This window comes from Azospirillum sp. VT-I1 (genome assembly GCF_055698305.1).
Window position 1 is genome coordinate 527,508 of sequence record NZ_CP168800.1, and the last position, 24,839, is coordinate 552,346.

Here is a 24,839-nt window from a genome sequence, read left to right on the forward strand (position 1 = left end):
ATGCTGGAAACGCGGGCGGCGCGAGGCCGCCCGGCTCACTCCTCCTCGCCGTCGCGGGCGGAGGCCGCTGCGGCGTTGAGGTTGGCGCCGACGCGGCGCAGCACGTCCAGCGTCAGGTCCAGCTCGTCCGGCGAGATGCCCTGGATGGCGAGCTGGGCGATTTCCGAGGCGCTGGGCATCATCGAATCGCGAAGCGCCCGGCCCTTGTCGGTCAGGAAGATGTTCATCTTGCGGCGGTCGTGGCTGTTGCGCACCCGCTGGACCAGCCCCTGGCCTTCCATCACGTTGACGGCGGTGACGGTGGTCGGCTCCATCATGCCGACGCGGTGACTCAACTCGCGCTGCGTCAGGCCATCCTCCTCCCACAGGGCGCGCAGGAAGAACCACTGCCCCATGCTGACGCCCGACCGCGCGATACGGGTTTGAAGGGCGCGGGCGAAGGCGCGGTTCACTTCACGGACGACGAACGATAACGCACCGTCGGCCGAACCGGCCGCATCCTCCGAACCGCCGGGGCGCTCCGGCTCCCACCCCTTGACAGACGCCTCCATACCGACAATCTCTCTGCCGTCGTTACCAAGTCGACAACCATTCCCGCCCACCGGGTGCAAGCGCCGGGCGGTCGCCCGTGAGGGTACCTGGCGCCATCGCGTCGATCGGGTCCATGCCATCCCGGTGATACCACCTTGACACGAATGGTCCTGGCTGCGTCATCCAATCATAACGTGCTGTGTGCAAAGCGCAAATCAATTGCGCAGCCATCGGTCGCAGGCATGCAATGATATGTCGGTCAAAGGATCGGCAAATATCATCCAACTTAAGCAGAACGGTGACGCGGATACGGTGCATGGCCGCCCTGTGTAGGGTCGATCTTTTTGACGCAAGCGTCAGTTGCCATATCCGCATATGGTAGGAGGCGCGAAGATTTCCCTTTGGATCGGTTTTATTTGCCAATTCGTATCGCGGAGACGGTGAAATGTGAACATTTCGCTAAAATCCCGCAGAGTCCCGCCCAACCGCTTGTATCCGCCGCGACCTTTGGTCACACAGACGTCAATCGACCCGATGCCCTACCGCCACCCTTGCCGCCACAGGAGCCAGCGACCGCAATGACCGCTTCGCCGACCGTCCCTTCGTCCCGTACCGTCACCGTCGCCGCCACCCAGATGGCCTGCAGCTGGGACCGTGCCGCCAACGTCGACGGCGTCGAATCGCTGATTCGCGAGGCTGCCGCCAAGGGCGCGCAGATCATCCTGCCGCAGGAGCTGTTCGAGACCCCCTATTTCTGCAAGGACCAGAAGCAGTCGCTGTTCGAACTCGCCGCTCCGGCCGAAGGCCATCCGGTGATCGAGCGGATGCGGGCGCTGGCGCGCGAGCTGTCGGTGGTGATCCCCGTCAGCTTCTTCGAGAAGGCGCGCAACGCCTATTACAACTCCATGGCCATGGTGGATGCGGACGGCAGCCTGCTGGGCGTCTACCGCAAGTCCCACATCCCCGATGGTCCTGGCTATCAGGAGAAGTTCTATTTCAGCCCCGGCGACACCGGCATCCCGGTGTTCAAGACCCGCTACGCCACCGTCGGCTGCGCCATCTGCTGGGACCAGTGGTTTCCCGAGACCGCCCGCGTCATGGCACTGAAGGGGGCGGAGATCCTGCTCTATCCGACCGCCATCGGGTCGGAGCCGCAGGATTCCTCCATCGACAGCCAGGGCCATTGGACGCGGGTGATGCAGGGGCATGCCGGCGCCAACCTGATGCCGCTCGTCGCCTCCAACCGCGTCGGGGTGGAACAGGGGGAAAGCTGCGCGCTGACCTTCTATGGCTCCTCCTTCATCGCCGGTCCGCAGGGGGAGATCGTGGCGCAGGCCGACCGTGAAAGCCGGACGGTGCTGACCGCGACCTTCGACCTCGACCGCATCGCCGCCCAGCGCGCCTCCTGGGGCGTCTTCCGCGACCGCCGTCCGGAACTGTACGGCGCCCTGCTGACGCTGGACGGAGAGACCACGCCGCGGCGCTGAGCGTCGCGGCGGCATCCCCGCCGCACCGCCGTCAGACCGTCAGCCCTGTGCCGGATCGGGAGTTGCCCAGGGACTGTGCCGCTCCGTAGGCCGCAGCGGCACGTCCGGCCGGCGAGTCCCCGGATTGCCGGCGCAGTTCGGCCTGCGCCTGCAGCTTCGCCGCATCGGCCTGCGCCGCGACGCGCATGTCCTGGGGCGATGGGTCGGCCGGGGCGAGGGCGGCGGCCTTCACCTGTTCCATCTTGGCGATGGTTGCGGCCGGCTCCGATTCGGAACTGACGTCGATCGGCACCTCGCCGGCAACGGCGTAGTTCTTGCCGTCCGGCCCGCGGGTGTAGGTGAAGGACGCGCTGCCGGCATGGCTGCCGCCGGCCGCCTGATGCGCCGCCTCGTGCTGGCGGACGTTGGCGTCGATCTGCTTGAGCTTCTGGACCTGCTGCTGCGCCGCGTCGGACAGGGTGACCGTGTCCGACGGCCCGGCGGTCCCACCGCCGTCCTTCCCTTCGGGCGCACTCCTGCTTTCGCCCCGCGACGGCTGGCTTCGCGGAGCGGCGTAGGTCCCGATGGGCAGGCTGGAGATCGAAAGGTCGGCAGCCACCGTCCGCATCCTCAAGAAGGGGCCGGTTCTCCGCCAAATTTAGGACGAATCGGCCGTGCCGGCAACGGCGAGGCCGGTTCGTCCCGCAGGCTCGCTCACCCCTGCTCGAAGCCGGTCAGGACATTGGCGACATTCACCCCCAGATCGTCGACGGCATAGCCGCCCTCCATCACGAACAGCGTCGGCAGGCCGATGCCGGCGATGGCGGCCCCCATGCGCAGGAAATCCTCCGACAGCAGCCGGAAGCGGGAGATCGGATCGCCGCCATAGGTGTCCGCCCCCAGCGACAGGACCAGCGCGTCGGCCCCGAACGCCCTGATCTGCTCCGCCGCCGCGGACAGCGCCTGGGCATAGCCGGCCCAGTCGGTGCCCCAGGGCAGCGTCAGGTTCAGGTTCGCCCCGTCGCCCGCTCCGGCGCCGGTCTCGTCGGCATGGCCGCAGAAATAGGGGAACTCGTCGGCCGGGTCGGCATGGATCGACACGAACAGCACGTCGCCGCGCTCCCAGAAGATCTCCTGCGTGCCGTTGCCGTGGTGGTAGTCGACATCCAGCACCGCCACCCGCGCGGCACCGCCGTCGCGCAGCGACTGTGACGCGATGGCCGCGTTGTTCAGGAAGCAATAGCCGCCGTAGAAGGCGTGTCCGGCATGGTGGCCGGGCGGCCGGCAGAGCGCGAAGGCGCTGCGGTCGCCGGCGCGCAGCCGGTCGGCGCCGGTCAACGCGCTGTCCGCCGCCGCGGTCGCCGCGCGCCAGGTGCCGGAGGTGATCGGCGTCCCGGCATCGAAGGAGTAGAAGCCGAGTCGCCCGTCGATGGACCGCGGCACCCGCCGCCGCGACATGCCCGGCGCCACCCAGTTCAGCGGCAGCGCATCGATGTCGGCGCCATGTTCCGCCACCCACTCGTCCCAAGCGGTCTGGAGGAAGCCGAGATAGCCGGCGTCATGCACCCGCTCCAGCGGGGCGAGGCCATGGCGGGTGGGTTCGACGATGGGCCCGAGCCCGACCGCCTCTATCCGCGCCCGCACGATGTCGGCACGGGCCGGCTTCTCGTAGCAGGGGACGAGCTGGCCGTCGTTGAGTTCGGACCGGCCGGCCTGCAGCCGGTGCTCTTCGCTGTGGATGACGATCACGCCACTGGTATCCTTCGGTGTTTTCCCCGGCCGCTTGCCGGCGCCGTGCCGCCCTTCGTTGCAGCCGCTTCAGCTGCAATGGGCGGACGGCGCATCATAGCCCTGCCCGCCGGCCCACGGATCCCGCCCTTTTGCATGGCGCACCGGATGCGGACCATTGCCTTCCGGTTGAATGCATTCGATAGTGTTCACCTATTTCAGCTCGCTTAGGGCGGGTGAATGACCGGATATTGAACATCGATGCTGGCTGCTGCGTGCAGGATATTCGCCCGATTGGCACCGGGGGCGGTGCCGTTGCTGTGGGCGTGCGCCGTGTTGGCCGCCGGGCCGACGCGAAACGATCCTCTTTTGCCGCCGTCCGCCTCTCCCCTGGAAGCCGCCTTTTCCGCCCGCGCCGGCGAGCCGCTGCGCCAGTTCGGCTATGACCTGTTCGCCCCCGCGCGCGATGCGGCGACCGGTGACTCCGGCGCCCCCGGTGCCGTTCAGGGCGATTACGTGCTGAACACCGGCGACGCCGTGACGGTGACGCTGCGCGGCCAGAAATCCTTCAGCAAGCGTTTCACCGTCGACCGCAACGGCCAGCTGGTGGTGGACGACCTGCGCCCGGTCACCGCCGCCGGCCTGTCGCTGGACGCCCTGCGGCGGGAGCTTGCCGCCGCGGTGACCGCCACCTGGCCCAACACCGAAGCCTTCGCCACCCTGGCGGAGGTGCGGCGGATCGGCGTGGTGGTGACCGGTGCGGTCCGGAATCCCGGCCGGCAGGAGGTCAGCGCCTTCGCCACCGCTCTCGACGCCCTGTCGGCGGCCGGCGGGGTGGACCGGGGCGGCAGCCTGCGGGCCATTCGCCTGATGCGGGCGGGCGGCGGGATCGCAATCGACCTGTATGCCCTGCAACTGGCGGGGGCCACGGGCAACGCCGACCTGCCGCTGCGCGACGGCGACCGCCTGTTCGTTCCGCCGCTGGGCGCCACCGTCGGCATCGCCGGGCCGGTCAAGCGGCCGGGCATCTATGAACTGCCGCCCGGCGGCGGTCCGCTGTCGGCGGCGGAACTGCGCGATCTGGCAGGCGGCGCCTTGCGGCCCGGCCGTGCCCGGCTGCTGCGACTCGGCATCGGCCCGTCCGGCGAGGAAACGGCGGAGGAGATCGCCGACGCCGACAGCCGCCGGTTCGGCGACGGCGACCTGCTGCTGCTCGCCCCGCTGCGCGAGGACCGCCGCGGCGAGGTGCGGCTGGAGGGGCATGTCCTGCGCCCCGGTCCGCGCGCCCTTCCGCAGGGCGGGACGCTCGCCGGACTGCTCTCCCGCAGCGATCTGCGCCCCGACCCCTATCTGCCTTTCGCGGTACTGGAGACCGGCGACCCCGCCACGGGATCGCGCATTCTCCAGCCGGTCGATCTCTCCGCCGTGCTGAACGGGCGCGACCGCCGGCGGCTGGCCGAGGGCGACATCCTCCATGTGCTGGGGGCCGGCGATGTCGATTTCCTGACCGCGGAGCCGGTGCTGGCCCTACTGCGCGGGGAGCGCAAGCCGCCGGAGGACGCCTGCCCCGGGCTGGTCGCGCTGGCCCGCAGTCTTGCCGCGGAGCCCGACGGGCCGCTCGCCACCGGTCCGCAGGCCCGCGCCGCCGCCGGGCTGGCCGGCGCGCGCACGCCCTGCCCGCCCCTGTTCGCCGCGGTGCCCGACCTGCTTCCCCTGGCGCTACGCCATGCCGTGCTTCGGCTGTCCGGTGTGTCGCGCCCCGGCTTCTACCCGGTCGTCGGCGGGTCCGGAACCAACACCGGAAGTCCGGGCCACCGCGAAACCATCGTCGAGTCGGAGGCGCCACAGTACGAATTGATCGGCCATATCCGTCGTCCTGGCACCCGTCGCCTGACGGCGGGGACCACGCTGCGTGGCGCGTTGGCGGAGGGCAAGGCCCTGAAACGCGACGTCTATCCGCTGCTGGGCATCGTAGAACGCTACGACCGGCGCAGCCTGACCCGCGCCTATCTGCCCTTTTCCCCGCAGGAGGTGGCCGCCGGGCGGGCTGATCGCGGGCTTGCCGACGGCGACCGCATCCACCTGTTCGCCGCGGACGACATCCGCAGCCTTGTGAAGCCTGCCAACATCCACACGGATGCCAAGTCCGCCGAGTCGGCGGATGAGACGGCAGACGAGCCGCCGATGCTGGCCGCGTTGCTCGACCCGGCCATCGTCGCGGTGATCGCCGAGCGCACGGTGCAGGTGCGCGGCGCGGTGCGCGAACCCGGCGGCTATCCCGTCGCCGACCGCACGCCGCTGTCGGCTCTGGTCGCTGTCGCCGGCGGGCTGTCCGCCGATGCCGATCCGGCTGCGGCCGAGCTGACCGCCGCGACCGGCGGCCGCAACGTCGTCGATCTCGGCCGCGACGGCACGCGCACGGTCGGCCCAGGCGATGCGTTGAGGATCAATCCGCGTCCGCAGGCGCTGGAGTCGCGCGCCGTCGCCATCGAAGGGGCGGTGCGCCGGCCCGGTCGCTACGACATCGGCCGCGGCGAGACGCTGTCCTCCCTGATCGCGCGGGCCGGCGGCCTTCTGGAGGACGCCTATCCCGCCGGTGCCGTCCTGACCCGCGAGAGCGAGCGCCGCCGCGAGAAGGAGCAGTTCCAGCGTCAGGCGCGCGAGCTGGAGCGGACGCTCGCCCTGGAGGTGGAAAAGGGCGAACCGGTGAAGGCCGAGAATGTCGCCCTGGCGCGGCAGCTCGCCGCCCAGCTTCGCGGTGCCGAACCGCTCGGCCGCGTGGTGGTGGAGGCGGACCCCGCCGTCCTGCGCACCCGGCCCGAGCTGGACCCGCTGCTGGAGCCCGACGACCGCATCCTCATTCCCAAGCGGCCGCTGACCGTGGCGGTCGCCGGGGAGGTCCTGCACCCCACCACCGCGCAATTCGTCAGCGGCAAGAGTGCCGACGATTACCTGAGCGAGGCCGGCGGCCCGACCCGCGACGCCGACACCGGACGCAGCTTCCTGGTTCTGCCCGACGGCCGGGCGCGCCCGCTGGCCCTGTCCTCCTGGAACCATCGGGTGGAGACGATCCCACCCGGATCCATCCTGGTGGTGCCGCGCGACCCGCGGCCTTTCGACGGGCTGGATGCCGCCAAGGTGTTCGGCAACATCCTGAGCCAGCTCGCCATCACCGCCGCCTCCGTCTCGGTGATCGCGCGATGACCATGACGCCCCCTCCCCGTCTTGCGATCCTGACCGTGGTCCGCGACGACCGCGCCGGTCTGATCGACACCCATGACAGCCTGCGGGGGCAGCTGGGCGCGACCGTCGCCTGGATGGTCGCCGACGGCGGATCCACCGACGGAACCGCGGAGTGGCTGGCGGACAATGCCCATTTACCGGTCTGGTGGCGATCCGCGCCCGACAATGGGCTCTACGCGGCGATGAACGACGGGCTCGATGCCGTCCGGCGCCTCGGCTTCAGCCATGTGCTGTTCCTGAACGCCGGCGACCGGCTCGCGGCGCCGGACAGCGCGGCCCGAATCGTGGATGCCGCCGGCCGCCACCCCGGCGCCGCCCTTCTCTACGGAAATGCGCTGGAGCGGCAGCGCGACGGACGTATCCTGGTTAAGCGCGCGCGGTCTCACCGCTGGGCGTCCTTCGGCATGTTCACGCACCATCAGGCCATGATCTACGGCGTACCGGCCCTGGCGGGCCTCCGCTTCGATCCCGCTTTCAGGATCGCGGCCGACTATGCCTTCACGCTCGCCGCGCTCGAACGCGGACCGGCGGTCCGGCTCGACTGGCCGGTCTGCCTGTTTGCCCCCGGAGGGCTGTCGCAACGTGATGCCGCCGCTGGCCGTCGCGAGCAGGAGGCGATTCGACGGCTTCAGCTTGGGCAGGGCCGGGCATGCGCGGCGGCCATCACCGCAGCGCAGCGAGTCGTGCTGGCAGTGCGCCACCGCTTTCCCACGGCTTACGCGAAATTACGTTTCAGATGCCCGGAAACTTAATGTCTTTCACGCGCCACCTCCCACTTCCACCCAAACGGACCGTTGATGCGCACAAATGGTTGCATAGAATTTACTTTCTGAACTAAGCATTCTCGCGGCGCCTTCCCTCCGGCTTTCCCTTCGAGGTACGACTTATGAGCGCGACCAAGACCAAACTCGCCCCCGCCCACACTCTGTCGCGCCGCGGCGAAGGTCCCAATCCGATCGACATCCATGTCGGTGCCCGCCTGCGGCTTCGCCGCACCCTGCTTGGCCTGAGCCAGGAAAAGCTGGGCGAGGCGGTCGGGATCACCTTCCAGCAGCTGCAGAAGTACGAACGCGGGTCGAACCGCATCAGCGCCAGCCGCCTGTACAACCTTTCCCAGGTTCTGGGCGTGCCGGTCAGCTATTTCTTCGACGACATGCCGTCTCCCGACCAGATCGCCGCCGAGGCACCGGCCGAAAGCGCGAGCGAGACCGAGGAATTCGAGTCGATGGCCCGCCGCGAGACGCTGGAGCTGGTGCGCGCCTATTACCGGATCGAGGATCCGGGCGTGCGCAAGCGCACCTTCGACCTGCTGAAGGCGCTGGGCGGCGACCGCATCGCGCTGGTCGAGGAATAAGGGGCAGGCGAAGGGGAGCAGCCCGACGGAAGGCGCGCGGCGGAATCCTGCGCCCGGACGGCGGACCGCATCTTGAGCCCGACCTGCCAGTAATAGAACGCGCGTGCCAACGCGTGGTCGAGCCCGCGTGTGCCGTCGAGGATTCCCAGGCGCAGCACATAGGCATGCAGGAAGGCCCAGAGGGGACGGCCCGGCAGGCGCTGGAACAGCCGCTTCAGCGTCCGCCGCCGCAGCAACCCGCCGTCGCCCGGCTCGCCGTCAATCAGCCGCTCTATCCGGCCATCGGCACGCAAGGCCGCCTCCCAGTCGGAATAGCGGTTGTGCCGATCGAACCAGGCGGACGGCGGCTTGGCGTCGCCATGGTCCATCGGATGGCGCAGGCGCCCGGTCGTGCCGGCAACCAGCGGCTGGTAGTGCCCCTCGACCTCCCACATGGCAGCGACGTCCAGGTCCGGCTGATCGGGAAAGCGGACATGGCGGCGGTCGAGCAGGGCCAGCTTGCGGTTCCAGCAGCCGAAGCGCAGAGCCCGCCCGCGCAGCACCGGCCGGCCGTCGATCCAATAGGCGGCATGGCGCGGCCCGCCGGCCATCAGCCCGGCGATCTCCCCGACCAGCGCCGCGGTCGGCCGCTCGTCGGCATCGACGAACAGCACCCAGTCATGGGCCAGCGGCAGGTTGTCCAGGCACCATTGCTTCTTCTTCGGATAGCGTCCGTTCCAACGGAAGGGAACCACCCGTGCGCCGAGCGACCGGGCGATGTCCGGCGTGCCGTCGTCGCTGCCGCTGTCGACAACGAAGCATTCAGCGAAGCGGGTCAGGGCCTCGAGGCAGGCGGCGAGGTTGGCTGCCTCGTTGCGGGTCATCACCACGACGGAAACGGGGATCCCGGTCATCGCATCCCCTCCCCCGTGCGTCCGTCCCGCAGGGCATGGCAGGCCGACAGGGCGAAGCAGGCAGCGGCTAACCCGGCCAGTCCTGCCAGCGGCACCACAACCGCCGGGTTGGGCCAGTCCGGCAGGGCCGCGGCGACGGGCGGCTGGATCATGTCGGCGGCGAAAGGAAGATCGACCCCGATCATCATCGCCACCCGCTCCTGGTCCAGCAGCAGGTCGCTCAGCGCCTGCCGATGCTCGGCCACCGTGACGGCGCCCAGCCGGTCCCTGATATGGGCGATCTGGGCGGCGCTGCGCCGCGCGGCCTCCGCCCGCAGATGGGCGTCGGTGGCCGCCGCGATGCGTCCCAGCAGGTCGAGCGCCGTCGCGCGGTCGGGATGGCGCAGCGTGACCCGCCGCATCGGTCCCGACCGCAGCATGTCGATTACCAGCCGGTCGCGCAGGGCGCGCGCCACCCGCTCCCCATCCGGTTCGACCCAGTCCTGCCGGCCGACCAGCGCCAGCAAGATCCGCTTCACCGCCGGAATCACCCCGGCGGGCGGACGCCAGCCTTGCGTCTGCGCATCCCAACGGTCGGGGAACAGGGCGTGCAGGACGCCGGGATCGCGCGCCAGCTGCTCCGCCACCGGGCCGGAGCCGAACAGCTCCAGATAGCGGGCGAAGTCGGACAGCGATTCGTCGCCGGCCCCCGGCTCGGCCATCGCGGCGGAGTCGCGACCGCTGAGGGTCGGCACGCGCGCCCCCATGGCGGCGGACCCGACCCGGGCCGTCGGCCCGATCACCATCGCCGCCGTATAGGCCGGCGTGACCAGCCACAGGGCACAGACCGCCAACGCGATCCCCCCGGCCGCGCCGACGAGAAGCCAGCGCCAGCCCCGGCGCAGCAGGCGGACGACGCCGCGCAGGTCGCCCTCGCCGTCCCGCGTGGGCAGCCGCAAAGTCATGGCGTCGGGTTGGGCGAGCGCGCCGTCAGGCATGGGGGAGCGGCCTCGCCAGCATCGGACGTGGGGCTCCCCGCACCGGCAGGAGACGTTCGGCCATCGCGGCAAAGGCGGCGGCGGCATGATCGGCCGTCCAGGCCGCGGACCGGCGGGCGGCACGGTCACCCTCCGCCGCGCAGCGCAGGGGATCGGCGGCATAGGAACGGACCGCGTCGGCGATGGCCGCACCGTCGAACGGGTCGACGACAAGGCCGCAACCGGCCACCTGCGCCGCCGCTTCGCTCCCGCGCGGTCCCAGAAACAGGCAGGGGCGCCCCGCTGCCTGGACGCCGGCAAGCTTGCTCGGCACCAGCATCCCTTCCGCGGCCGGGTGCATCGCCACCAGATGCAGGTCGGCGGCGGACAGGCTCTCCGCCAACCGGCCGGCCGGCTGCCAGGGCAGGCGCCGCAGGTTGCGCAGGCCGCGGCTTCGCGCCTCCCCCTCCACCGCGGCGAACCCCCGCCCCTCCCCGGCCAGCAGGAACAGAATGCCCGGGTCACTGTCCTGCAGCCGCGCCGCCGCTTCAAGCACGCCGCTCATGGGATGGGCGAGGCCGAGCGTGCCGGAATAGGCGACCAGAAAGCGGCTTTCCCCTTCCGCTTGGCCGTCCGTCATTCCCAGAGAGCGGCGGACCCCGTTCCCGGCCTTTGGCAGGGGGCGGATGGCGGGATCGGACCAGTTGGGCAGAAGGCGCAGCCGCTCCGCCGCCACCCCCATCGCGGCGATCCGGTCGCGCATGCAGCGTCCTATCGCGATCACCGCGTCGTGCCGGCGCAAGGCGCGGGCCATGCCCAACCCGGCCAGCCGGCGGAGCGGTGCCGGCATCCGCACCCCCAGCACCGGCAGCAAATCGGGATAGAGATCCTGGCACCAATGCAGCGCCGCCGCGCCATGGCGTGCCGCCAGCATCGGCCCGGCCAGCGCCATCATCGGTGGATCCGTCATCGTGACCACCACGTCATGGCGCGGCAGGCGCAGGGCGCGACCGGTCAGGCGGCACAATGACTCGAGATAGGCACGGGCGTCCGGCCGCTCCCCCTCCGGCACGCTGCCGCCGGTCCGGTGGAGCGCGATGCCGTCCGACGCCTCCGCCCGCGCCTGCCTGCCGTCCGCGATTCCACCGTCTGCGCCCCCGCCGTCCGCGACAACCGAGACCCTCCACCCCGCAGCCGCCATGCGGACGGCCAGATCGTGGAGGCAACGTCCGGTCGCCCCGCGGTCCGGCGGGAACACCCGATTGACGAACAGGATTGAAGGTCTGTCGAGCGACACAGCGCACCAAAGCCTGATTTGCACGCGTAAGTATGCTTGCGCTTCAGCCTCTGGACAACCCTTTCCTGAGTTCGGATGCCAAGAGCATCAGCGACAGGATGACGCCGGTGTCGAGATACTTGAAACTGGTGTGAAGGCAGAGCGCCATCAGCAGCGGCGGCACCACCGCCATCGCCAGGAGCGGATCCTCCGCCAGCAGGCGGCGCCAGGGCCGGACCAGGGCGACCAGATAGGCGCCAAGCGCCAGCACGCCCAGAAGCCCGGTCTTCAGCAGGCCATAGCTGACCAGAGTGTGGGTGTAGCCGACCCGCCATCCGCCCACCGCCGGATTGGCGATTCGCGCGCCCCACCCATCGCCGAACAGCAGCGCCCAGGGCGATGACACGACATGGTCGATCACCGCCGTTGCTTCCTCCCAGCGCGTGTTGGCGCCGGTCAACCTCGTTTTTTCCGCCGCCTGCTGCCACGCGCCGACCAGCGCGTCTCCGGCCGGAAAGGCGACGAGCCCGGCGGCCAGCAACAGAGGCGCCGCCAGCCAGAGCCGCCGCCGCACCCACCACAGCGCGACCGTCGCCAGCGACAGCGCCGCCAGTCCCAGAGCGGTGCGGTGGACGGCGCCGGCCAGGGCGCCGAGGCAGAGCGCTCCCCCGGCGGCACAGGCGAGCGCCGCGATCCAGCGGCGGGCCGGTCCCCCGATCGCCACCAGCGAAAGCGCCAACGCCGGCAACGCCACCGCGGCGAACAGAACGGATGGCGCGTTCAGCAGATAGGCGCCGCCGTCGGCCATTGCCCGCGTGCCGACGGCGCCGAAGCCCCAGCCCGCCTGCTTCCACCAGCGCAGGGCCAGCAGCAGCCCGGCAAGCGCCAACCCGCCGGCCAGCAGGCGCACGCCCCAGGCTCCGGCAGGCCGCAAGGCGGGCACCAGCAGAACGGGCAGGAACAGATAGAACAGCGGCACCACGTCGCGCAGGATGTCCGCCGCATCCCAGCCCAGCACCGCCCCGCGCAGCAGCGGCGCCCACAGCAGCCAGCCGAGTGCCGCGACCGCAACCGACATCCAGGCGGCGTCACCCGAGCCGCGCAGGGCGTGGCCGGTCGCCACCGCCAAGGGCCGCTTCCAGCCGACGCACAGCAGGATCAGCAGCCCGATGGCCGCCTCGCCCCAGCGCAGGGACGGCGGTGCCGGAACGCTGACGCCGCCATAGAGCAGCAGTGCCGCCGCCATCGCAAAGGGAGCGACCGGATGCGGCCCAGCCGCGGCTATCACCGCTGCACCGGTGAAGTGGTGCAGGCGCCGGTCAGGCCCAGCGCTGCTCGGCGCGGTCCAGCCGGTAGAACAGCCCTTCCTGCGGACGCAGGCGCAGGGTTCCGGTCAGGGTCACCGGTTCCCGCGTGGCAGCCAGCGCGATGGAGGAGTGGACATGCATCATGCTGCCGGGGCCGGGGCTTTCGCAGGCGGGGCAGCCCATGGGGTTGGCGGACAGGATGAAGCGGTTGTGGCTGGCGCCGCCGGTCAGCGGAACCATGAAGCCCCGGACGGTGACGGTGCGGCCGTCCAGCGCCGACACCTTGACCGGAAACTGCGGATCGCCGGCAAGTCCGCCCAGCCGCACCGCGCCCAGGTCGCGCCACAGCGCCGTGGCCTCGTCCAGCGGCAGGTGGAAGGGGCCGGCGGGATGGCTGGGCGCGTCCGGCGTGCCGGCGGCCCACACGGCCCAGCCGGCGACGGGTGCCAGCGCAAGCGGCAACAAGATCTGGCGCCGGCCGGGCATGGCCGCGCCGAGACGGGTGGCGGTGTTCATGGTCGCTTCTCCCCTGCTGCGTTGCTTCGTCACCGGGGCTGCGAAATTGGGGCGCCGTGTGTTCTGGAAGTCTTCGGTCCGGTCGCCGGGGGACAGCATGATCCGGTGTGGGGCGCCGCCTTCTGCCGGACGGTCGCCGATTGCGCGGGAGTGTCCGGCAAGTCGAGCTTCCGGTCAACGCCCATTTCGGTGTGCCGTGGTAGGGAATGGGATCCGGAAGGACAGGGCGCGCGGGTGCGGCAACACCGACGATTTCAAAAAAACGCAATCTGTTTGACGGAATACGCCACGTCGCTCCATAGTCCACCGGCTGTCCCTGCCGCACTGCACACAGCCCTGAGCCAGCCGTTCCCGTAACGAGACGAGCCATGGAAACCTTCCGCTTCCAGCCGGGCGAAACCCCGGTCCTGCTCAGCATTCCGCATGTCGGGACCATGATTCCGCCGGACATCGCCGCGACGATGACCGACCAGGGGCTGGCGCAGCCAGACGTCGATCGCCATCTGGACCGGTTGTACCACTTCGCCCCGGCGCTCGGAATCGGTTTCCTGACGGCGCTCTGTTCGCGTTACGTCGTGGACCTGAACCGCGATCCCGACGGCCTCGTCGCCCAGCCCGGGCTCGACCCGACGGAAATCTGCCCGCTGACCACCTTCGACCATGCGCCCATCTACCCCGCCGGACAGGAGCCGGACCGGGCGGAGATCGAAAGGCGGGTCGGCGCCTATTGGCGTCCCTACCACGAGCAGCTTCACAGCGAACTGCATGCCCTGCGCGACCGGTTCGGGGTTGCGGTGCTGTTCGATGCCCATTCCGTGCGCAGCCGGGTTCCGCGCTTCTTCGACGGCACCCTGCCCGATTTCAACCTGGGCACCGGCGACGGCAGCAGCGCCGCCCAGCCGCTGGTCACCCGCCTGATGAACGTCCTTTCGGCGTCGGAACGTTACTCTGCCGCATTGAACGGCCGCATGCGCGGCGGCTTCATCATCCGCAGCTACGGCAGGCCGGACGAGAACATCCACGCCATCCAGTTGGAACTGACCCAGTCCACCTACATGGACGAGGAAGCCCCCTACCGCTTCCGCCCCGATCTGGCGGCGGAGGTGAAGCCGGGGCTGGAGCGGCTGATGAGCGCGGTCGTCGAATGGGCGTGGCAGAAGGCCAGCGGACAGCGCCGCGCGGCGTTCCTGTAACACCCCCTTAAGAAAGAGTGGCCCTCCCCCGTCGCCGGAGAAGGGCCGAAGGACGGCCTGATCGGGGATGGATCAGATCTGGCCGCGCTCGCTCGCCTGACGCATCAGGACGTACTGGCGCATCATCTGATTGCGGAAACGGTAGCGTTCCAGGCCCGGCTCCACCACCGGGGCCAGGACGCCACCATGGTCCTCGCGGGTCAGGCGTTTCAGCAGGTCCAGCGTCGCGGCACTCGGCAGTTCGCCGCTGTCGCCCGCCAGATCGTTGGGATCGAACACGCCATAGGCATCCGCCGGGCACAGGGCGGCGGCCAGCAGCGCGTCCTCCAGCTCGGCACGGCGGTCGGCCGCCAGCGCGCGGGCGTAGCTCTCCACGATGCCGCGCTCGGCCTCCTGCAGGCAGCGGGCGACGGCATAGGCCAGATCCGGCCGCTCCACCAGCTTGCTGCCACGGCTGACGGCGCTGCGCGCCGCATGCAGGCCGAGAAGCTGCGCGTAATAGGGCAGACCGCGTACGAACTCGGCGATCCGCCGCACCACGTCCGGCGCGAACTCGATGCCGGCATTCTGGGCGCCGGCCTGGATCAGACGGCCGATCTCCTGGTCGGTCATCAGCGGCAGATGCACCGGCACCAGCGACCGCTGGATCGAGGGATGCTTGCCCAGCAGCTGATCCAGATTCTCCGCAACGCCGACCACCAGCAGGGTGACGGGGATCGAGCTGTCGGTCAGGTTCTTGAACAGCTCCGCCAGCTTGTTGCGGAAATCCTCGTCGAGGACGCGGTCGTACTCGTCCAGGATCAGCAGCACATGGGTGGCGTGGATGCCCGACAGCACCTCGTTCAGTTCGGTCACGCTGAAGGTGCCGTCCGGCAGCAGCTCGTTCAGGCTGGCGAAGTTGCGCCGGGCCGCGAACGGGTTGTCCAGCGCGGAGCGGTAATAGGTGGAGGGGATCTTCTTCAGGAAGTGCCTGAAGATATCCTCGAAGCTCAGTTCGCCGCTACAGGTCAGCTTCAGCGACAGGTAGCCGGCCTGCCCGGCGATTTTCTCGATCGCGTTGGCGACGGAGGTCTTGCCGCGGCCGCGGTCGCCGTAGAGGATGACGTGCGCCCGCTCCTCCTCGATGGCCGAGATGATGCGGCGCAGCGTGTCGTTGCGGCCGATGAACAGCCCGTTCAGCTGCTGCTTGGGCCGGGTCGGAGTGAAAGCCTCGCGCAGCAGGCCGTTCAGTTCGGGCGTCAGGCCCTTCAGCATGGCCGGCGCGTTGGCGCCCATGCCGCCGCGATAACCGCCGTTGACCGACATGGTGAAGCGCGGCAGGTCGTGCTCGCTCTCCGCCTCGCGCCCGCCGGGCTGAGGAAACATGTGGCCGCGGCGGTCGCCGGTGGCGTCGTTGTCGATGATGTCGGGCTGACGCGGCGCGGCAGGACCGCGCATCGCCTCGAACCCGGCGCGTCCCGGTCCTCCGCCCTGTCCGCCGCCCTGCCCCCCGTCGACGGGACGCAGCAGCGTCGCGCCGGGCCGGGAGAATCCGGGAGCATTGGGGAAATTGCCGGTGGCAGGCCCGGGACCGGACATCCCCGGACCCGACATGCCGGGTCCGCTCATGCCCATTCCAGTGCCGGTCAGGCCGCCGCCCAGTCCATTGCTGCCAAGTCCGCTACCGCCGAGACCCGCACCGCCAGCCGCCGGCATCCGTTCGTCCGCCACGGCGGCCGAGCGACGCTTCCGAAAGAAATTCCGCATCCGTCCCAATCCCCACGCGTTGTCGGCGTTCGCGGAACCGTTCCCCTTTCGGCTTCTCTGTCGGGCCAGGAACGGTTCCGCGTGTTCCCGATGTAAGCGCTGCGTCGGCCGGGGTGGGCTGGGATTTCGGATATAATACCGACGCGGCATCCCTCGTTCGGGGACCTCTTCCGAAGGGGCGGGCACCCCGACGCCATAGGCCCGCTCAGCCGATCAGGATCGGCCCGACCGTTGCCCAGCCATAGAGCACGGCGAGGAACAGGGCGAGGGTCATGCATTCACGCAGGAAAGCCAGAACCGACATGCCAACCTCCATTGTTCGTGTCTTGTTCCGCTATAGCTACCAGAACGGACGCAGAACGGCAATCGGCAAGTTCCGTCTATGTTCCTGTTATGAGCGCGGGTGTTCCCTTCCGGACACAGATCGAACGGGTAGGCGGGTATAAGATTACGTGTCGGAAGTTCAGAAATTTCCGGCCTGATCGGCGTCGTCGTAGCGGATCAGGTCGGTCCAGGCGCGCTCCAGCCGTCGCAGCGTGCGGTAGGTGGTCTCGAAATCGGCGCCGTCGCTGTCGCTGCGCAGCAGGCTGTCGGCACGCGCCGCCTCCAGCTTCTTCAACGCCTCGCAGGTGGCAAGCCCCTGTTCGGACAGTTTGAGCCTTGCGGCCCGGCGATCGCGCAGGGAGGGGCTGCGGTCGACATAGCCGGCCTCCACCAGATGCTTCAGATTGTAGGAGGCGTTGGAGCCCAGGTAGTAACCGCGCTCCAGCAGGTCGCGGACCGACAGTTCCTCGGTGCCGATGTGCAGCAGCATCAGGGCCTGGGTCGGGCTGAGGTCGGTCACGCCGATCCGGGCCAGTTCCATCCGAAGCACGTCGAGGAAGCGCCGGGTGATGCTTTCCATGACGCGGCCAAGGTCGGTGTAGACCGCGGGGGCCGCCACGCTCTGCTGCATGCTCATCGTTCCTGTGCCAGTGGCTTGTCAGCCGTTGTCCGGTCGCCGCGGCACCGCCGCGATTGCGAACCGGCGGACCGGGGAAGCGGCGCCGGAGCCCCCTTCCCGCGGTCGTTTCTTAATGGCCTGTGACGATGGGCGGATTTTGATGCGAATTGGAGGGACAAACTTGAGACGCGGCGGCTTTTCGGCCCCCTAACCGCCCCGTCACATGGTCCCCGGGTAGGCTCCGCCATCCAGAAGAATGTTCTGGCCGGTCATGAATCCGGACCCCGCGGCGCAGAGGAAGGCACAGGCGGCCCCGAATTCCTCCGGATCGCCGAATCGGCCGGCGGGGTTGCCCTTGCGGCGAATCTCCATCTCTTCGTCGATGCTGCGCCCGGCGGCCTTGGCTCCACCCTCCATCGTCTTGCGCAGGCGTTCGGTCTCGAACGGGCCGGGCAGCAGGTTGTTGATGGTGACGTTGTGCTTCACCGTCTGCCGCGACAGGCCGGCGACGAAGCCGGTCAGGCCGCTGCGCGCACCGTTGGACAGGCCCAGGATCGGGATCGGCGCCCGCACCGCGGCCGAGGTGATGTTGACGATGCGGCCGAATCGGCGGGCGATCATCCCATCCACCGTCGCCTTGATGAGGAAGATCGGCGCCAGCATGTTGGCGTCCAGCGCGCGGATCCAGTCCTCGCGGTCCCAGTCGTGGAAATCGCCGGGCGGCGGCCCGCCGGCATTGTTGACCAGGATGTCCGGCTCCGGACAGGCGGCGAGTGCCGCAGCCCGTCCCTCCTCCGTCGTGATGTCGCCGGGGGCGGTGGTCACGGTGACGCCGGTGGCCTTGCGGATTTCCTCCGCCGTCGCCTCCAGCGCGTCGGCGCTGCGGGCGGTCAGGGTGACATGCACGCCTTCGCGGGCCAGCGCGAAGGCGCAGGCGCGGCCCAGCCCCTTGCTGGCGGCGCAGACGATGGCGCGTCGGCCGGCGATTCCCAAATCCATGCTCGTCCCTTCCTTGGTGTTTTCCGCCCGGATGTCTTCAGCGGGTCGTTTTGGAACCGGATCGTTGCGGTTCCGTCCGTTGCAGTTCCGAAAGGACCTCACGCGCCAGCGGCACGGTCACCCCGCGATGGGCGGCGAGCGAGGCGTGGTCCAGTGCGGCGACCAGCCGCCGGGCGAAGTCCAGCGACCGTTCCATCCGCGCCAGCAGATAGGTGATCACCTCCAGCCCCGGCCGCAATTGCCGGTCGGCGAACAGCTTCACCAGCACGGCGGCCAGCAGCGCGTCGTCGGGCGGACGGACCTCGACCGCCGGCGCCCCCTTGATGCGGGACCGCAGGTCGGCCAGCCGGGTGCGCCAGCGCGACGGCGCCTTGCGCGACAGCAGCAGAAGGTGTCCCTGCTGCTCGCGGGCGAGGTTGTAGAGATGGAACAGCGCCTCTTCCCGCTCGGGCCTGCCGGAAACCGCGTCGGCATCCTCGACCACCACGGCGTTGGCGGGCGCCAGCAGGGCCGGCACCGAGCCCGAGTCGAGCATCTCGCCCCTGGTGACGGCCGCATGGCTGCGGGCGCGCCAGACCTGGGACAGGTGGGTCTTGCCGCAGCCGGCCGGCCCGAACACGGTCAGCGCCGGGGCGGGCCAGGAGGGCCAGCGGTCGAGCCATGCCACCGCGTCGGCATTGCTGGGCGCAACGAGGAAGTCCTCGCAGCCCATCGCCGTCCGGTGCCCGAGGTCGAGCGGTATCTGCGCCGGCAAGCTCATGCGGACACACCCATCAGCGTTCCGCGTCGGTGCCGCGGTAGTACGGGCTTGAGAGATACTGGCGCAACGCGAAGCGGGTCAACACGCCGATGACCGCAGCCACCGGTACGGCCAGCAGAACGCCGACGAAGCCGAACAGGCTGCCGCCGGCCAGCAGGGCGAACATGACCCAGACCGCATGAAGACCAACCTTGTCGCCGACCAGTTTCGGCGTCAGCACGTTGCCCTCCACCGCCTGCCCGAACAGGAAGATGCCGACCACGACGGCCACCCGCCAGAACTCATCGAACTGCAGCAGGGCAAGACCGGTGCTGGCGACGAAGCCGAACAGGCTGCCGACATAGGGAATGAAGGACAAAAGCCCGGCCATCAGCCCGATCACCAGCCCGAAATCCAGCCCTGCCGCCGACAGCGCCAGCGCATAGAAGACGCCCAGGACAAGACAGACCAACGCCTGCCCGCGCACGAAGCCGGACAGCGTCACGTTCACCTCGCGCGCCTGTTCGCGCACCGTCTCGGCATGCTGGCGCGGCAGCCACGAATCGACCTTCCCCACCATCACGTCCCAGTCGCGCATCAGATAGAAGGCCACGATGGGGGTGATGAACATCAGGGTGACGATGTCGAACACCGCCAGCCCACCGGACAGGATGTGGCTGACGATGCGCCCGACCATCCCCGCCACCTCGCCGGCATAGTTGCCGGCGGCGGCGCGCAGCCGCTCCACATCGTCGGCCGGCAGCCGATGGATGAAGCGGTCGAGCGCCGGGATCAGCCGCTCCTTCACCAGGGTGGCGTAGGTCGGCAGCACCTCCAGCAAGTGGGAGATCTGGCCCTGCACCAGCGGCACCAGAAGCAGCGCCATCAGCACCAGGACCAGCAGGAAGCCCAGCAGCACCAGCGTGGTGCCGAGCCAGCGCGGCAGCCGCACACCTTCCAGCCGGTCGACCAGAGGATCGAGCAGATAGGCGATGGCCAGCCCGACCACGAAGGGCAGCATCATGTCGGACAGCAGCCACAGCGCGAGGACGAACAGCCCGAGCCCGATCAGCCAGAACCGGATCTGCTTGGCCGACGTCATGGAACGCCGCCGAGCCGGTTGAACAGCAAGGCGCCGCGCCGCGCGTACAGCAGGCCGGACAGCACCGTGGTCACCGTACAGGCGTACACCAGCACATCGACCAGTTCCCACCCGTACAGATGGATCTCCGGCAGGCCCAGCGCAGGCGGCGCCAGCACCGCGGCGGCAAGCGCGATCTGGACCACCGTGTTCACCTTGCTGATATAGAGCGGCTGCATCGCCAGCGTCTCCTTCAGCGTGAACAGCAGGATGACGCCGCCGATGATCATGATGTCGCGGAAGATCACCATCATCGCCAGCCAGAGCGGGATCGTCCCCACCCAGGCCAGCGCCACATACACGCCGACGATCAGCGCCTTGTCGGCCAGCGGATCGAGATAGCCGCCCAGCACAGTACGCGCCCGGAACATGCGGGCGATGGCGCCGTCCAGCGCATCCGACAGGCCGGCCGCAACGAAGAGGGCGAAGGCCCACTCCATCCGGCCGGTCAGGATCATGTACATCGCGGCCGGAACCGCCAGGATGCGCAGGAAGGTGATGATGTTGGGAACGCTCACGGCAGGCTCTTGGCCGGCAGCGTTCCCAGATTGCGCGGCGGAGCGCCCAGCGTGCCGCCCGCCGATCCGCCGGCATCCAGCGGCGCCGACGGCGCCAGCGTGGCCGGGGAGGCGACCGGGGACGCGGCGGACGGTACGGCACCGGCGGACGCCGCCCCCGACCCGCGCGGCAGCAGGGTCAGCTGCCAGTCGGCGGACGGAACCGGCAGCGGTGCACCGGGATAGGCCGGCGGATAGCCGGCGGGCGCCGCCGCGGCCGTACGGGCAAAGCCCAGATCCTGGCGGGCCAGCGCCTGGGCCAGCTGGTCCGGGTCGCCGCGGTGGGTCAGGGTGACCAGCGCCTCGCTGCGGCTGATGGACATGAGGTTGCTGCGGGTCACCGCATTGACGGAGGCAAGCCGCTTGCGCGTCTCCACCCAGTCGTTCACCGCCGACAGCGGCACGCGGACCATGGTGGTCTGCTCCGGCCCGGTCGCGGTGGTGTGTTCGCGCCGCCAGGACTCGTCCAGCTGGGTGCCGACGGCGGCGACCGCGCGGGTCAGCACGTCGTCGGCGCTGCTGCCGCCTTTAACCTGCACGACCTGGTTGTCGCGCGTGCCGTCCATCCCGTAACGGGTGACATCCACGGTCATGCCGCGTGCGGCATCCGGGCCATTGGCCGGCAGATCGGTGCGGGCGACCACGACTCCGCCGGCCTTGTAGGCCTGGGCGATGCGGCCCAGCGCCTCGGCATTGCCGGCGATGGCGTCCTCGCCGCTGATCGCCTGGGCATCGGACAGCTCGCCGTCCGGCAGGACCAGCGGCACCAGGGACGCGGCGGGCTGCCGCGCCTCCCAAGCCGCGCGCCAGGGGGTGCGGTCCTGCCACAGGATCGTGCGCCCTTCGGTCTGGGTCACCGGCAGGATGACGAAGGGCCGCGACGGCGGCTCCACATACTGGGTGGCGCCGCCGCTCTGGCCGAGCGCGTCGCGCACGGCGTTGGGGCGGAACCGCACGGTGATGGCGCCGACATAGCGGCTGGCCGACACCTTCTCCTCGTCGATCTCGAAGCCCTGGACCAGCTTGGCGATCTCAATGTCCGACAGGCGCGGCGGGGTGCCGCCGGGGACGAGGCGCCGGTACAGCTCCGCCCAGGCCTTGGCCTGTGCCTCGCGGATCGCCTGGTCGCGGACCGTGGTCGGATTGCTGCCGTTGATGTCGACCCTGACGCCCGTCACCGCGAAAGGATCCGCGGCGGACGGCATGGCGGCAGAAGTGGCGGCGGCCGGCGGCGGGGAACCGGTCTGCGCGCCCGCCGGTCCGGTCATGGTCAGGACCAGAGCGGTGGACATGGCAGCAAGACCGGCGAGGAGCGGCGCACGGCGGCGGTGGAGCATTGCAAAGCCTTCCGATTCGAGTATGTTCGGCCCGAGCCCAAGGCCCGGTATATAGCTCAGCCCAAGCGAGGATACCATCAGCACCCAGTCCTATAACATGTCCGACGCCTACAAGCAGGCCGGTGTGGACATCGATGCGGGCAACGCGCTTGTCGAAGCGATCAAGCCCCTTGCCCGCTCCACCGCGCGTTCCGGCTCCGACGCGGGCCTGGGCGGCTTCGGCGCCCTGTTCGACCTGCGCGCCGCCGGCTACCAGGATCCGCTCCTGGTCGCGACGACCGACGGCGTCGGCACCAAGCTGAAGGTGGCGATTCTCGCCAACCGTCACGACACCGTCGGTATCGACCTCGTCGCCATGTGCGTCAACGATCTGGTGGTCCAAGGCGCCGAGCCGCTGCTGTTCCTGGATTACTACGCCACCGGCAAGCTCGACGTGGCCGCCGGCCGCGACATCGTCGCCGGCATCGCCGAAGGCTGCCGTCAGGCCGGCTGCGCGCTGGTCGGCGGCGAGACCGCCGAGATGCCGGGCATGTATTCGGAAGGCGATTACGACCTTGCTGGATTCTCCGTCGGTGCTGTTGAACGCCAGCATGCCCTGACCGGTTCCGCCGTCCAGACGGGTGACGTGGTTCTCGGCCTTGCGTCGACCGGCGTGCACTCCAACGGCTATTCGCTGGTGCGCAAGCTGGTGGAGAAGTCGGGACTCGGCTATGACGCCGCCTGCCCGTGGGACGAGTCGAAGACGCTGGGCGAGGCCCTGCTGACCCCGACCCGCATCTATGTGAAGAGCACGCTGAAGGCGGTGCGCGCCGGCACGGTCCGTGCGATGGCCCACATCACCGGCGGCGGCCTGATCGAGAACATCCCGCGCGTCCTGCCCGACGGGCTGGGCGTGGTGCTCGACGCCTCGACCTGGACCCTGCCTCCCGTCTTCTCCTGGCTGATGAAGACCGGCGGCATCGCCCCCTACGAGATGGCGCGCACCTTCAACGTCGGTCTCGGCATGGTCGTCGTGGTTCCCGCCGACAAGGCGCAGGAGGCCATCGACATCCTGCGCGAGGGCGGCGAGACGGTCTACACCGTCGGCACCGTCACCGCCCTGAAGGACGGCGACGCCCGCGTGACCGTCAACGGCATGGACGCGGCCTGGACCGCGTAAGGGTCGCCCAAGGATAGTTCGATGAGCAAGTTGAAGCTCGGCGTCCTGATCTCAGGGCGCGGCAGCAATCTGCAGGCGTTGATCGACGCCTGCGCCGCGCCGGATTTCCCGGCGGAAATCGCGCTGGTGCTGTCCAACAAGGCCGATGCCTTCGGCCTGGAACGTGCCGGCACGGCCGGGATCGCCACCGCGGTGGTCAGCCACCTCGATTATCCCGGCGACAAGCCGGCCTTCGAGGCGGCAATGGACGCCCGGCTGCGGGAGGCGGGCGTCGAGCTGGTCTGCCTCGCCGGCTTCATGCGGCTGCTGTCGCCCTGGTTCGTCGGACAATGGCAGGACGCGCTCATCAACATCCACCCGTCCCTGCTGCCCTCCTTCAAGGGGCTGGACACTCATGAACGGGCGCTGGCCACCGGCGTCCGTTTCCATGGCTGCACCGTCCATTATGTCCGCCCGGCGATGGACGATGGCCCGATCATCGCCCAGGCCGCGGTCCCGGTCATGCCCGGCGACGACGCCCACAGCCTGGCCGACCGCGTTCTTGAGGCCGAGCACAAGCTCTATCCCCACGCCGTCCGCCTGATCGCGGAGCGCCGCGCCCGCGTGGACGGCGACCTGGTGCGGATCGACGGCCCGAGTCCCGATTTGACGGCCGTCCTCAACCCGCCCGTTTAGGCGGGTTTCATCCTCCGGCCCCTACCCTTCCGGCATGGTTGACGGTTCCGCTCGGAATCTGTTGCGTTTCCGTACGCCTGCGTCAGAATTGCGGGCAAAAGAAACTGTTGGAGGGTTGATCGATATGGCGGCCGTGAGTCCCAACCCGGTCAGTGAAGAGACCGTACGCACCCATCAGGCGACCTGGATCGCCTTCACCAAATTCATGAAGTACAGCATCGCCGGCGTCGTCGCGGTGCTGGTCCTGCTGGCGATCTTCACCCTGTAGACGGGGAAGGTCCGAAAGCACGGGCTTCAATGCCCTGCCCTTCCCCGCCCGGCGTCCGCCGGCCGCGGGGAAGGACTTGGTATGGTCACTGCGCCAGTACCAGCTCGCCGTGCTTGCTGCAGGCGGCCTCGGCCAGTTCCACGAATCGCTCGGTCACTTGGTCCGGCTGGGTGATCTTGGTCGGATCCTCCCCGGGGAAAGCCTGGGTGCGCAGCTTGGTCGCGACCACGCCGGGGTCGATCAGGTTGACCCGCACCGTGGAGCTTGCCACCTCCATCGCATAGGTCTTCACGATCATCTCCAGCGCCGCCTTGCTGGCGCCATAGGGCATCCAGTAATGCTGCGGAGCCTTGGCGGCGGCCGAGGTGACGAAGATGGCGCGGCCGGTGCCGGATGCGCGCAGCAGCGGGTCCATCGAACGGATCAGCCGGTAGTTGGCCGTCACGTTCAGATCCATCACCCGCGACCACAGCTTCGGATCATACTGGGCGACCGGCCCCAGAGCCTCCAGCGCGCCGGCATTGCCGACGACCACGTCCAGCTTGCCGAAGCGCTGGTAGAGCGCGTGGCCGAGCTGGTCGATCTTGTCGTAGTCGCGCAGATCCATCGGCACCAGGGTCGCCGACTGGCCGGAAATCTTCTGGATCGCGTCGTCGGTCTCCTCCAGCCCGCCGACGGTGCGGGCGACCAGGACCAGATGGGCGCCTTCGGCGGCGAAGCGCTTGGCGACGGCGGCGCCAATGCCGCGCGACGCGCCGGTGACGAGGGCGATGCGGCCGGAGAGACGGGACATGGTGGAGACTCGTTTCCTG

General features: G+C 69.6%; 24 protein-coding genes. 8 read left to right on the top strand and 16 right to left on the bottom strand.

Annotated elements, in window-relative coordinates; genetic code table 11:
* Positions 1-35: 35 nt before the first annotated feature.
* Positions 36-551 carry a MarR family winged helix-turn-helix transcriptional regulator gene (locus AB8P05_RS02490; RefSeq protein ID WP_472758669.1) on the bottom strand — a complete coding sequence of 172 codons (516 nt, stop codon included), beginning with the start codon at positions 549-551 and terminating at the stop codon, positions 36-38.
* Between the two features lie 558 nt (positions 552-1,109).
* On the opposite strand from AB8P05_RS02490, the gene aguB reads away from it, so the two are divergent.
* The gene (gene aguB, locus AB8P05_RS02495) at positions 1,110-2,018 is read left to right on the top strand and encodes an N-carbamoylputrescine amidase (protein WP_472758670.1); all 909 of its coding nucleotides are present in this window, start codon (positions 1,110-1,112) and stop codon (positions 2,016-2,018) included.
* A gap of 31 nt (positions 2,019-2,049) precedes the next feature.
* On the opposite strand, the gene AB8P05_RS02500 is transcribed toward aguB, so the two are convergent.
* Together AB8P05_RS02500 and AB8P05_RS02505 are read right to left on the bottom strand one after the other, a co-directional pair.
* Positions 2,050-2,625 carry a putative metalloprotease CJM1_0395 family protein gene (locus tag AB8P05_RS02500; protein ID WP_472759303.1) on the bottom strand — a complete coding sequence of 192 codons (576 nt, stop codon included), beginning with the start codon at positions 2,623-2,625 and terminating at the stop codon, positions 2,050-2,052.
* An 86-nt stretch (positions 2,626-2,711) separates the two neighbouring features.
* Positions 2,712-3,746 carry a histone deacetylase family protein gene (locus AB8P05_RS02505; protein WP_472758671.1) on the bottom strand — a complete coding sequence of 345 codons (1,035 nt, stop codon included), beginning with the start codon at positions 3,744-3,746 and terminating at the stop codon, positions 2,712-2,714.
* Positions 3,747-4,094: 348 nt separating this feature from the next.
* Here AB8P05_RS02505 and AB8P05_RS02510 point away from each other — a divergent pair, with 348 nt between their 5' ends.
* The 3 genes from AB8P05_RS02510 to AB8P05_RS02520 all read left to right on the top strand — a co-directional run bounded on the left by AB8P05_RS02510 (position 4,095) and on the right by AB8P05_RS02520 (position 8,322).
* Positions 4,095-6,929 carry an SLBB domain-containing protein gene (locus AB8P05_RS02510; protein ID WP_472758672.1) on the top strand — a complete coding sequence of 945 codons (2,835 nt, stop codon included), beginning with the start codon at positions 4,095-4,097 and terminating at the stop codon, positions 6,927-6,929.
* The gene (locus AB8P05_RS02515) at positions 6,926-7,720 is read left to right on the top strand and encodes a glycosyltransferase (protein ID WP_472758673.1); all 795 of its coding nucleotides are present in this window, start codon (positions 6,926-6,928) and stop codon (positions 7,718-7,720) included. The genes AB8P05_RS02510 and AB8P05_RS02515 overlap by 4 nt, the downstream gene beginning before the upstream one ends.
* Positions 7,721-7,854: 134 nt before the next feature.
* Positions 7,855-8,322 carry a helix-turn-helix domain-containing protein gene (locus AB8P05_RS02520; RefSeq protein ID WP_455171737.1) on the top strand — a complete coding sequence of 156 codons (468 nt, stop codon included), beginning with the start codon at positions 7,855-7,857 and terminating at the stop codon, positions 8,320-8,322.
* Here the strand turns inward: AB8P05_RS02520 and AB8P05_RS02525 are convergent.
* From AB8P05_RS02525 to AB8P05_RS02545, 5 genes are all read right to left on the bottom strand, one after another.
* On the bottom strand, positions 8,232-9,215 hold the full coding sequence (locus AB8P05_RS02525; protein WP_472758674.1) for a glycosyltransferase family 2 protein: 984 nt from the start codon (positions 9,213-9,215) through the stop codon (positions 8,232-8,234). The genes AB8P05_RS02520 and AB8P05_RS02525 overlap by 91 nt on opposite strands.
* Positions 9,212-10,192, bottom strand: a complete 981-nt coding sequence (locus tag AB8P05_RS02530; RefSeq protein ID WP_472758675.1) for a hypothetical protein — start codon at positions 10,190-10,192, stop codon at positions 9,212-9,214. Before AB8P05_RS02530 ends, AB8P05_RS02525 begins: the two co-directional genes overlap by 4 nt.
* Positions 10,185-11,492 carry a glycosyltransferase family 4 protein gene (locus AB8P05_RS02535; protein WP_472758676.1) on the bottom strand — a complete coding sequence of 436 codons (1,308 nt, stop codon included), beginning with the start codon at positions 11,490-11,492 and terminating at the stop codon, positions 10,185-10,187. The genes AB8P05_RS02530 and AB8P05_RS02535 overlap by 8 nt, the downstream gene beginning before the upstream one ends.
* Before the next feature lie 19 nt (positions 11,493-11,511).
* A complete protein-coding gene (locus AB8P05_RS02540; RefSeq protein WP_472758677.1) occupies positions 11,512-12,693 on the bottom strand; it encodes a hypothetical protein in 1,182 nt (393 codons plus the stop codon).
* Between the two features lie 73 nt (positions 12,694-12,766).
* The gene (locus AB8P05_RS02545) at positions 12,767-13,270 is read right to left on the bottom strand and encodes a hypothetical protein (RefSeq protein ID WP_472758678.1); all 504 of its coding nucleotides are present in this window, start codon (positions 13,268-13,270) and stop codon (positions 12,767-12,769) included.
* A gap of 368 nt (positions 13,271-13,638) precedes the next feature.
* Here AB8P05_RS02545 and hutG point away from each other — a divergent pair, with 368 nt between their 5' ends.
* Positions 13,639-14,463 (top strand): N-formylglutamate deformylase, encoded by an 825-nt coding sequence (gene hutG, locus AB8P05_RS02550; RefSeq protein WP_472758679.1) that lies wholly within the window; start codon positions 13,639-13,641, stop codon positions 14,461-14,463.
* A 72-nt stretch (positions 14,464-14,535) separates the two neighbouring features.
* Here hutG and AB8P05_RS02555 read toward each other — a convergent pair whose 3' ends face one another.
* From AB8P05_RS02555 to AB8P05_RS02585, 7 genes are all read right to left on the bottom strand, one after another.
* Positions 14,536-16,071 (bottom strand): AAA family ATPase, encoded by a 1,536-nt coding sequence (locus tag AB8P05_RS02555; RefSeq protein WP_472758680.1) that lies wholly within the window; start codon positions 16,069-16,071, stop codon positions 14,536-14,538.
* Between the two features lie 601 nt (positions 16,072-16,672).
* A complete protein-coding gene (locus AB8P05_RS02560; protein ID WP_472758681.1) occupies positions 16,673-17,164 on the bottom strand; it encodes a MarR family winged helix-turn-helix transcriptional regulator in 492 nt (163 codons plus the stop codon).
* Positions 17,165-17,371: 207 nt separating this feature from the next.
* Positions 17,372-18,151 (bottom strand): SDR family oxidoreductase, encoded by a 780-nt coding sequence (locus tag AB8P05_RS02565; protein ID WP_472758682.1) that lies wholly within the window; start codon positions 18,149-18,151, stop codon positions 17,372-17,374.
* Positions 18,152-18,188: 37 nt separating this feature from the next.
* Positions 18,189-18,911 carry an HdaA/DnaA family protein gene (locus tag AB8P05_RS02570; RefSeq protein WP_472758683.1) on the bottom strand — a complete coding sequence of 241 codons (723 nt, stop codon included), beginning with the start codon at positions 18,909-18,911 and terminating at the stop codon, positions 18,189-18,191.
* A gap of 13 nt (positions 18,912-18,924) precedes the next feature.
* Entirely contained in the window at positions 18,925-19,992 is a 1,068-nt protein-coding gene (locus AB8P05_RS02575) for an AI-2E family transporter (protein WP_472758684.1), read from the bottom strand.
* Positions 19,989-20,549 (bottom strand): CDP-alcohol phosphatidyltransferase family protein, encoded by a 561-nt coding sequence (locus AB8P05_RS02580; protein WP_472758685.1) that lies wholly within the window; start codon positions 20,547-20,549, stop codon positions 19,989-19,991. The genes AB8P05_RS02575 and AB8P05_RS02580 overlap by 4 nt, the downstream gene beginning before the upstream one ends.
* Entirely contained in the window at positions 20,546-21,880 is a 1,335-nt protein-coding gene (locus tag AB8P05_RS02585; protein WP_472758686.1) for a DUF2066 domain-containing protein, read from the bottom strand. Before AB8P05_RS02585 ends, AB8P05_RS02580 begins: the two co-directional genes overlap by 4 nt.
* Before the next feature lie 142 nt (positions 21,881-22,022).
* Here AB8P05_RS02585 and purM point away from each other — a divergent pair, with 142 nt between their 5' ends.
* The 3 genes from purM (at position 22,023) to AB8P05_RS02600 (ending at position 24,027) form a co-directional block, all read left to right on the top strand.
* Positions 22,023-23,084 (top strand): phosphoribosylformylglycinamidine cyclo-ligase, encoded by a 1,062-nt coding sequence (gene purM, locus AB8P05_RS02590; protein WP_472758687.1) that lies wholly within the window; start codon positions 22,023-22,025, stop codon positions 23,082-23,084.
* A gap of 21 nt (positions 23,085-23,105) precedes the next feature.
* Positions 23,106-23,759: a phosphoribosylglycinamide formyltransferase gene (gene purN / locus AB8P05_RS02595; protein ID WP_472758688.1), complete on the top strand. Its 654-nt coding sequence runs from the start codon at positions 23,106-23,108 to the stop codon at positions 23,757-23,759.
* 124 nt (positions 23,760-23,883) lie between these two features.
* The gene (locus tag AB8P05_RS02600) at positions 23,884-24,027 is read left to right on the top strand and encodes an aa3-type cytochrome c oxidase subunit IV (protein WP_455171753.1); all 144 of its coding nucleotides are present in this window, start codon (positions 23,884-23,886) and stop codon (positions 24,025-24,027) included.
* A gap of 85 nt (positions 24,028-24,112) precedes the next feature.
* On the opposite strand, the gene AB8P05_RS02605 is transcribed toward AB8P05_RS02600, so the two are convergent.
* Positions 24,113-24,820 carry an SDR family NAD(P)-dependent oxidoreductase gene (locus AB8P05_RS02605; RefSeq protein WP_472758689.1) on the bottom strand — a complete coding sequence of 236 codons (708 nt, stop codon included), beginning with the start codon at positions 24,818-24,820 and terminating at the stop codon, positions 24,113-24,115.
* Positions 24,821-24,839 lie beyond the last annotated feature (19 nt).